The sequence below is a fragment of the Rhodohalobacter sp. genome (assembly GCF_041686455.1).
In the GTDB taxonomy this organism is placed as follows: domain Bacteria; phylum Bacteroidota; class Rhodothermia; order Balneolales; family Balneolaceae; genus Rhodohalobacter.
Genome location: NZ_JAWLDW010000118.1, coordinates 1 through 8,042 on the forward strand (window position 1 = coordinate 1; position 8,042 = coordinate 8,042).

6 protein-coding genes and 1 pseudogene are annotated in these 8,042 nt (G+C 38.8%); 3 read left to right on the forward strand and 4 right to left on the reverse strand.

Annotated features, from left to right (window positions below; translation table 11 throughout):
* Window positions 1-244: 244 nt before the first annotated feature.
* From ACESM0_RS11495 to ACESM0_RS11510, 4 genes are all read right to left on the reverse strand, one after another.
* Window positions 245-1,375 carry a DUF3524 domain-containing protein gene (locus ACESM0_RS11495; RefSeq protein ID WP_372906353.1) on the reverse strand — a complete coding sequence of 377 codons (1,131 nt, stop codon included), beginning with the start codon at window positions 1,373-1,375 and terminating at the stop codon, window positions 245-247.
* Between the two features lie 156 nt (window positions 1,376-1,531).
* Window positions 1,532-2,539 (reverse strand): hypothetical protein, encoded by a 1,008-nt coding sequence (locus ACESM0_RS11500; RefSeq protein ID WP_372906354.1) that lies wholly within the window; start codon window positions 2,537-2,539, stop codon window positions 1,532-1,534.
* Between the two features lie 66 nt (window positions 2,540-2,605).
* Window positions 2,606-2,902 (reverse strand): hypothetical protein, encoded by a 297-nt coding sequence (locus ACESM0_RS11505; protein ID WP_372906355.1) that lies wholly within the window; start codon window positions 2,900-2,902, stop codon window positions 2,606-2,608.
* A gap of 438 nt (window positions 2,903-3,340) precedes the next feature.
* Window positions 3,341-5,518, reverse strand: a complete 2,178-nt coding sequence (locus ACESM0_RS11510) for a glutamine synthetase III (RefSeq protein ID WP_372906356.1) — start codon at window positions 5,516-5,518, stop codon at window positions 3,341-3,343.
* A 270-nt stretch (window positions 5,519-5,788) separates the two neighbouring features.
* Between ACESM0_RS11510 and ACESM0_RS11515 the strand changes: the two genes are divergently transcribed.
* From ACESM0_RS11515 to ACESM0_RS11525, 3 genes and pseudogenes are all read left to right on the forward strand, one after another.
* A complete protein-coding gene (locus ACESM0_RS11515) occupies window positions 5,789-6,673 on the forward strand; it encodes a 1,4-dihydroxy-2-naphthoate polyprenyltransferase (RefSeq protein WP_372906357.1) in 885 nt (294 codons plus the stop codon).
* A 3-nt stretch (window positions 6,674-6,676) separates the two neighbouring features.
* Entirely contained in the window at window positions 6,677-7,762 is a 1,086-nt protein-coding gene (menC, locus tag ACESM0_RS11520; RefSeq protein WP_372906358.1) for an o-succinylbenzoate synthase, read from the forward strand.
* A gap of 30 nt (window positions 7,763-7,792) precedes the next feature.
* A pseudogene (locus tag ACESM0_RS11525) lies at window positions 7,793-8,042 on the forward strand (hypothetical protein); the annotation flags it as partial.

Consider the following 8,042-nt stretch of genomic DNA (forward strand, 5'->3'; position numbering starts at 1 on the left):
GAGCGAACAGATCATAGCCCTAAGCGGAAGCTTGGGGATTGAACAAGGCATACAAATTCTCCGCCGAACAGAGAGCATTAATATCAGCAGCAAATAGAATTGAGGCGGTCCAATGCGAATGTTGTTCAGAGAATGCAAATCAATATTTTGGGCGCTCGGCTTAAAAATTTCGTCCGACCTCTGAACATTTTTGATTGAATAGCCCAGTTTTAGAATAGTCGTCAGACGAATTTCTGAGAAAAAATTAAAACGAGGCAACACTTTCGGTTTTTGCAAGCTCATCAAATAGTGCATCATACTTGCCGATCATCCGGCTCCAGTCCAGATGCTTATTAATATTTTGAAGAGACGTTTTAGGCAACGGCTGAGCTTTGCCGGTTAGCATATCTTTAAGATACCTGAATAACTCATCTTCAGACTCATAAAGCACAGATGAGTGCAATAGCGGCTTATGTAAACTTTTCGGTATCAGCTCAGGATAGTGCAGTTGATTCGGTACAAGCGGGTGACAACCGCAATAAACAGCTTCCATAATTGCCACGCAGAAAAACTCATATGTTGCCGTAGATACTACAATATCACCTGAGTGCAGCAACTGGCTGTATCGCTCCGGATCATCCACATAGCCAAAGTGAGTAATCTGGTCGCCAAACCTTTTCCAGGCCCGTTCAAACTCTTCCGGCTTATTATGTTTGGTATCCCCGGCCAATATCAGATCAAACTCAAGATCTATATCATTCAGTCGATTCAGTACTTTAAAAAACATGGTTGGATTTCTATCGAACTGCCACCTCTGATTCCAAACAATCACCGGCCGTTTATTTTCACTTCTGGTATCCGGTTGATTATCAAAATATTTCAGATCCAGACCGGGATACATAACCATACTTTTATCCTTGATCTGCTGAACGGTATTGTATGTTTTATCATCCGGGAAATTATTCAAAAAATCGGGGAGTGCTTCAAAAAGATCCTGCATGTGAAATTTGGAAGAGAAAAGAAGCTTATCGGCCGAAAGCATGCTCAAATAATTGATATGGCAGTAGGTCAAATCCCGCTCCTCTCCCTCCGGCATCGGCTGGGTAAGCTGATTTTCATGCATTACCATAATTTTTGGCGTGTACGCAAATCTTGGGTTTGTCAGTGCTAAAAAAGCCGGTAAATTTGTCATACTGCTCACAAGTAACAGATCTATCTCCTCCTCAACATGACTTGCCATCTCAGCCATTTTCACAGAATCCCCATGCATTCTCCATTTCCAGCCTTTGTAGTTCAGGTTAACTGAGTAGATGTTGTGACGGGAGTTCTCCTGTAAGCCTTTTAGAAATGCTTTATGTGATCCACTGTAAAATGGTTCAACCGCTAAAATATTCAATTTCCCAACCGATTTGATTTTGAGCTGCGTAGATTTAGTTGAGAATATATAAAGAAAAAGATGGAGTTATTGAGGATTTAACTTTATGACAGGTTTAGGTAATGGTTAACATAATTAAGAATACATTATTTGATTCAATCTTACTCTTAATTTCATTTATTTTGACTGTACAATCTCATATCTGGTTATTTGGTGTGCTTGACCATTGTACTCAAGAATAAAAAACGTGTCACTTTCTTGGTGATAGAAAAAATCTTCAACAACAGTCATATTCTCATTAGTAGAGTAATAATAGGTATTTTGATATTCTAACTCATCTTCTCTTAAGATAAATTTGTCTATTTGTATATTTTCACTTTGATGTGCAATATAGACTCCATTATCGGAGACATAAAATGCTCGAAATACAACTTCCATGGATGGCGAAGTGGGGTCGAGATATGTTTCCTCATCAAAATTTTTCAAGACATCTTTTTGAACATATGTACTTAAGTCAAACTCTTTTACTAATTCACCCTCTGCAGTGTAAATTCTATAAAGTGGGAAATATTGAAAAACAGAATGCAAACGATGATTACTAAATTGCAGGAAGGGCCAACTCATTCCTGCAGGAATTTTTTCAGAATAAGTAATAAAATCACCAAATGAGTTTGAAATATTGCCATTTCTGTTATATACCGTTATTAAATCTCTTTCCTGAAGATTTTTAGTGAGAAAGAATGATGGAGGTGAAAAAGTATAAACCAAATTTTCATTCACAGTAAAATCTACAAAGGGGTTCAAAATTTTATAAATTTCATTTGTTTCACCATTCTCAGTAAGAATTTTAAATCTAAGGTTTCCCCTATCCTCTACAAATATACTATTATCAAAATAGGCTAAACCACCAGGATAGTTAAATTCACCAGGCCCTTTTCCACGTCTTCCAAAGATCTCTAATAATTCACCATCTTTCGAATATTTTTTTATCTGTGAAGGAATATTATCTGAAACATATATCAAATCCTCACCATTACTAACAAAACCAATTGGGTTTACCAAATAGTCATCAGTCCCATTTGCGAAAGTGTATAACGGCTGTAAATTTCCATTTAATTTTAAACTGGATTCATTCGAACATCCTAATACTAAAAAAACACAAATAATATATTTTATTATTTTCATGTACATAATTAATTAGGTTCAGAAGACAGAATGACTTCTGAACCTAATTTTATATTTAAAAAAATATTAATCTTCTCCTTCACAATCTTCACAACCATCACAATAAACCCAATTTCTTGAAACGGTACATACTAGTAAACAATCCTGGTACTGAGCACCAGATTCATTACATGTTCCATACGGATTATTACAATTTTCATATGATGAACAATTTCCTGTCCAATCCATGTTTCTAGTTTCATTTGCGAAGGTATCCTGCCCCGTTAAACTAACTTTTATGTCTCCATTAATTGATGAAACTGTAAACAACATAAAAAGTACAAATACGAGTGAAATTATAGCTTTTAATTTTAGTTGAATCATAACAATTAAGGTTTTAAATGTTCATAATAGTCCAATCATATTTATATAATTATGATTGACATAATTTTAACAAAAAAAAATAAAGAAGATTTTTAATACCCCTTTCTCATTACCGAACTACTTCCACACAATGAACCAAATCATGGCGGTCTTTTCTGTCTCTATCATTATAAAACTTCTTTTAGATAACCCAATGAGATCCTCTCCACCAGTCAAAATAGATAGTATTAATTCAGTCACCATATGTGACTTATTGGAAAGGTATAAGTGAGGATAAAATTAAGGTGTGGACTTTACCTATTTATCTTTTACCACTTCAAATAAATCATCGATCACCGCTAAATGCCTAATTATTAATTCATTTCTGGTGAAATATCTATAAAAAAAGCTCCCTTTCAGAAAGGGAGCTTAAATAGTTGGTTTGATTTATATTGAGATCTATTTCACAAACAGCATCTCCCTGTAGATTGGCAGTGGCCAGTAATCATCCGCCGTATATCGCTCCAGGTAATCTACAGAATCCCGAATCTTGCCCATAGCAGGAATGATCTTTTCCCTGTACTCTACACAAAGCCCAATGAGACTTTCATTTTTCAGATCATCCTGAACTTTTTTGAGTTCAATCATCGCTTGTCCCAGATCATTCAATGCACTATTTACGGTTGTCAGCATCTCCTTAGAACCATAGTTATCAAGACCTAGATCCCCGGTTTCCTTAACGGCTGCTGCAAGCTCTTTGATATAGCGAATGGCCGCCGGGTAAACCATGGTCCTGGCTATCGCCTCTGTGGTATCCACTTCAATATTCAGGTTCGTAACGTACTGTTCAGCCCAAATTTCGAGACGTGAGTGTATTTCGCGAGCTGTCATCACATCATACTTTTCAAACAAATTAATGTTCTTCTCACTGGTTAATTGAGGCAGTGCATCAGCGGTCGATTTCAGATTTAACAATCCACGCTTTTCAGCCTCTTTCTGCCAGTCGTCAGAATAACCGTCCCCGTTAAAGATGATATCCCTGGCTTCACTCATTGTCTCTACCAATACTTCTTTGAGAGAAAGTTCCAGATCTTTTTCTTCCATCTTCTTCTCCAGGCTTGTACACATGGTATCGATCGCCTCAGATACCGCCGTATTCAGAACCACAATCGGGAAGGATACTGACTGACTTGAGCCAACCGCCCTGAATTCAAATTTATTGCCGGTAAATGCAAATGGAGATGTTCGGTTTCTATCTCCCGCATGCTTCGGAATAGTAGGCAGTACCGGTGAACCTAAACCCATCAAACCGGACTTCATCGATTTTTTCAAACCGCCATTCAGTAACTGTTTGATGATATCTTCCAGCTGCTCACCAATATATGCCGAAATAATTGCAGGCGGAGCTTCATTCGCTCCAAGCCGGTGGTCGTTACTTGCACTGGCTATCGAAATCCTCAACAGATCCTGATGCTTATAAACAGCACTCAGTACTGCCGAAAAGAAAAACAGGAACTGCATATTTTCGTGTGGACTTTCACCCGGTTCTAAAAGATTCATTCCCTCTGCTGTGCTGAGAGACCAGTTCAGGTGCTTGCCGCTGCCGTTCAAGCCGTCAAACGGTTTTTCGTGAAGCAGACACTCAAATCCATATTTTTTAGCAATCTTCTTCAGAACAATCATCATCAACTGCTGATGGTCCGCTCCAATATTGCAGTTTTCAAAAATCGGTGCTACTTCAAATTGTCCCGGAGCAACCTCATTGTGGCGGGTTTTTACAGGAATACCCAACTTGTAAAGTTCACGCTCAGCTTCCAGCATAAACGAAAGAACTCTATCAGGAATGGATCCAAAATAGTGATCATCCAACTCCTGACCGCGAGGTGGCTTAGCTCCCACTAAAGTTCGGCCGGATGTCATTAAATCCGGTCTGCGATAGAAAAACTCCTGATCAATCAGAAAATACTCCTGCTCACAACCTACTGTAGAAGTTACTCTTTTTGAATCTACTCCAAACAGTGCAAGTGCGCGTTTGGCCTGTTTATCCAGCGTTTCTATAGATCGCAATAGCGGTGTTTTATGGTCAAGGGCTTCACCTGTCCATGAAGCAAATGCAGTTGGAATGCAGAGATACTTTCCATTTTGGTTCTCAATTAAAAAAACCGGGGATGTCGGATCCCAGGCAGTATATCCACGCGCTTCGAATGTAGCTCTCAGACCACCGCTTGGAAAACTGGATGCATCCGGTTCTCCCTGTATTAAATCTTTTCCGGAAAATTCTGATACCGCACCGCCTCCCTGGTTCGGCGTAATAAAACTGTCATGTTTTTCTGCCGTTGCTCCTGTTAACGGCTGAAACCAGTGGGTAAAGTGTGTGGCACCCATTTCTATAGCCCACTCTTTCATAGCTAAAGCTGCCGCATCAGCTACTGAAAGATCAAGTTGCTGACCTTCCTGAACAGTCTTTTTCAATTCTTTCCAAACTATTTTTGGAAGCCGTTCTCTGAGATCTTCAAGTGTTAGTGTGTACTTACCAAAAACCTCTGTAATATTCATATGCTGAAAATCACCGTTGGCCTGTGGGTTCCAGTTTCTGGCAGCTGCAAGTGTATCGTAGCGACGTATTGTTTGAGTCATTATTTTTTTAAAATTTTGGTTCGGGGTTTTGAACAGCGGAAATATATCAGTGTTTGAAAATAATTAAAATTATTTCTTAGTAATTTTATAATTCCTTATTTATTTATGTTTTATATAACTTCTAAATTATTAATTAACATAAAAGCGCTTCCAGCTTGTCTTCAAACAAAACTTATTTACCCTAACCGGTTATTGCTTGAATTTTTTTAAGGCTCTCTTTCATTCTGTATCTTTAGCAAACCATTTTCAACCGTGTAACCAATAATTTTTTTGAAAACATCTACATTTAAAGTGTGGCTTTCAGCGGCCCGTCCCCAAACCCTGGCAGCTGCATTTATCCCTGTGCTTGTTGGTGCATCCATCGCATTCCGGCTGGACTCTTTAACGTGGCTTGCAACTCTTGTTGCCATGTTTTGTGCTTTTGCAATTCAAATTGGCACCAATTTCGCCAACGACTATTTCGATTTTGTTAAAGGCGCAGATACAGATGACCGGATTGGATTTGAACGGGCAACCTCTTCCGGAGCCGTTACCCCACGGTCGATGCTTAGGGCTACCTCAATTACCATGTTCATTGCTTTCTTAGCCGGGTTGTATCTCGTTTGGATCGGAGGCTGGGTCATTTTATGGATCGGCCTGTTATCTCTTCTATTTGGTATTCTCTACACGGGCGGACCGTTTCCTCTCGGCTACAATGGCCTTGGCGACATATTCGTATTTATTTTTTTCGGCTTTGTTGCTGTGATGGGTACGACCTATGTAAACACTCTGGAGTGGAACATGCACGCTTTTTGGGCATCTGTTCCGGTAGGTGCACTTTGCGTCAACATTTTAGTAGTTAATAATCTGAGGGATGTTGAACAGGATAAAGTTTCAGGCAAACGAACTTTGGGAGTCCTGTTTGGAGAAAATGCTCTTAAAATAGAGTATGTAGTAATGATAGCACTGGCTTATCTGACGCCCGTCTTTTTTTATCATATTTTAGACTATTCGATTTTTATCATGCTTCCCTACCTGTCTCTTTTCTTTGCCTGGAATTTAAACAAAGAAGTTTGGTATCATGAGGATAAGCGAACATTGAACAACACCCTCGAAAGAACGTCCAAATTGATGGTATTCTTCGGTTTTTTGTTTGCAGCCGGATTGATTATTTAAAACTTGATCGAAATATTCACATACCGACTCCCTTTTTTAAAACCTTTTGTGACCGGATCCGGAGTGGTTCATCACAGAGAGGGGATTCTCATTCGTTACTCGGACAGTGCTACAGAAGTAATCACCGAAGCTGCTCCTCTTCCGGGATTCTCCCATGAAAGCCTAAACGAAGTCAAAACCGCAGTCAGTGATCAAAAAGAATCACTGGATACTTTTTTTTCTGAACCGTTTTCGCTCAAGGAGCTGAAGCTTTTTTTAAAACAACTTCCGAACCTGCCATCACTGCAATTTGCGCTGAGTTTTTTGGGTGTCCAACTCTTTTCGGAAAGAAATCAGAGATCTCTGTTTCATCTTTTCGAAGTAAGAAAACCGTCAAAAATCCTTGTGAATGACGTGCTTCCTATTCAGGAAGTGGATGATACGATTCGACATTTTAAAAAGAGCTACGATAAGGGATTCAGAACATATAAACTTAAATCCGGTTTTCCGGTTGATCACCTCCTTAAAACTCTAAAGGTACTCAATGAAACTGCAGAACAGGATTGTAAATTTAGAATTGATGCTAATCAATCATGGCCGGCCGATCAATTTTCAGATATTGTAAAGCAGTTTGTAGAACTCAATATTGAGTACATCGAAGAGCCGTTCCCATTTTCAGACCTTCAATCTACAGTTCAATTAATCCAAAAATCTGCAATTCCGATTGCATTGGATGAATCCACTAAAAATATTCTTCACTTACAAAAAGTGCTCAAAAAACTGCCCGAAACGGTAATTGTTATCAAACCGTCGGTTCTGGGAAATTTATTTGATTTATTTGAAACATTAGTTCTCCAAAGAACTCATTTTAATAGGATTGTTATTACTACGGCATTGGAATCATCCATCGGCAGAAAAATGGTTGCTTCTGTTGCGTCTGTTCTTGGAGCTCCTAACATGGCTCATGGACTCAATACCGGCCGCTTTTTTGAAACCGATCTTTCTCGCGAGAACTTAATTTCATCTGGCAGGTTAAAACTTCCAAAATCCGGGTTTTACTCTACCAAAATCGCCGATTTGAATAACAAATTTTATAAATCCGTTGATTGATTTTACTTACAACATAAACTCTATTGAACAATGAGTGCCGGGCATTTCAATACTCCAACTTTTAAGAAGCCTGACAAAGAGCTGACTTTTTTAACGTCGGAACAAGAGAATTATACGTACGAGAATCTATTTGGATTTACGAGCTGGCTGGCGGAGAAAACGAATGGAATTTATTTTTCAGAGGAAAAACCTCTTCTTATCTGTGGACCATCCTCAGATGAGATCATCTTTCTTGTGGCCGCCTGCTTTCTGCTTAAAATCCCGTTCATATCACTCCATG

What these genes read in the sequence shown, in the direction of transcription:
- ACESM0_RS11500 (WP_372906354.1), bottom strand. Translation starts at nt 2,539, where the DNA reads ATGAAAATAATAAAATATATTATTTGTGTTTTTTTAGTATTAGGATGT.
- ACESM0_RS11505 (WP_372906355.1), bottom strand. Translation starts at nt 2,902, where the DNA reads ATGATTCAACTAAAATTAAAAGCTATAATTTCACTCGTATTTGTACTT.
- ACESM0_RS11510 (WP_372906356.1), bottom strand. Translation starts at nt 5,518, where the DNA reads ATGACTCAAACAATACGTCGCTACGATACACTTGCAGCTGCCAGAAAC.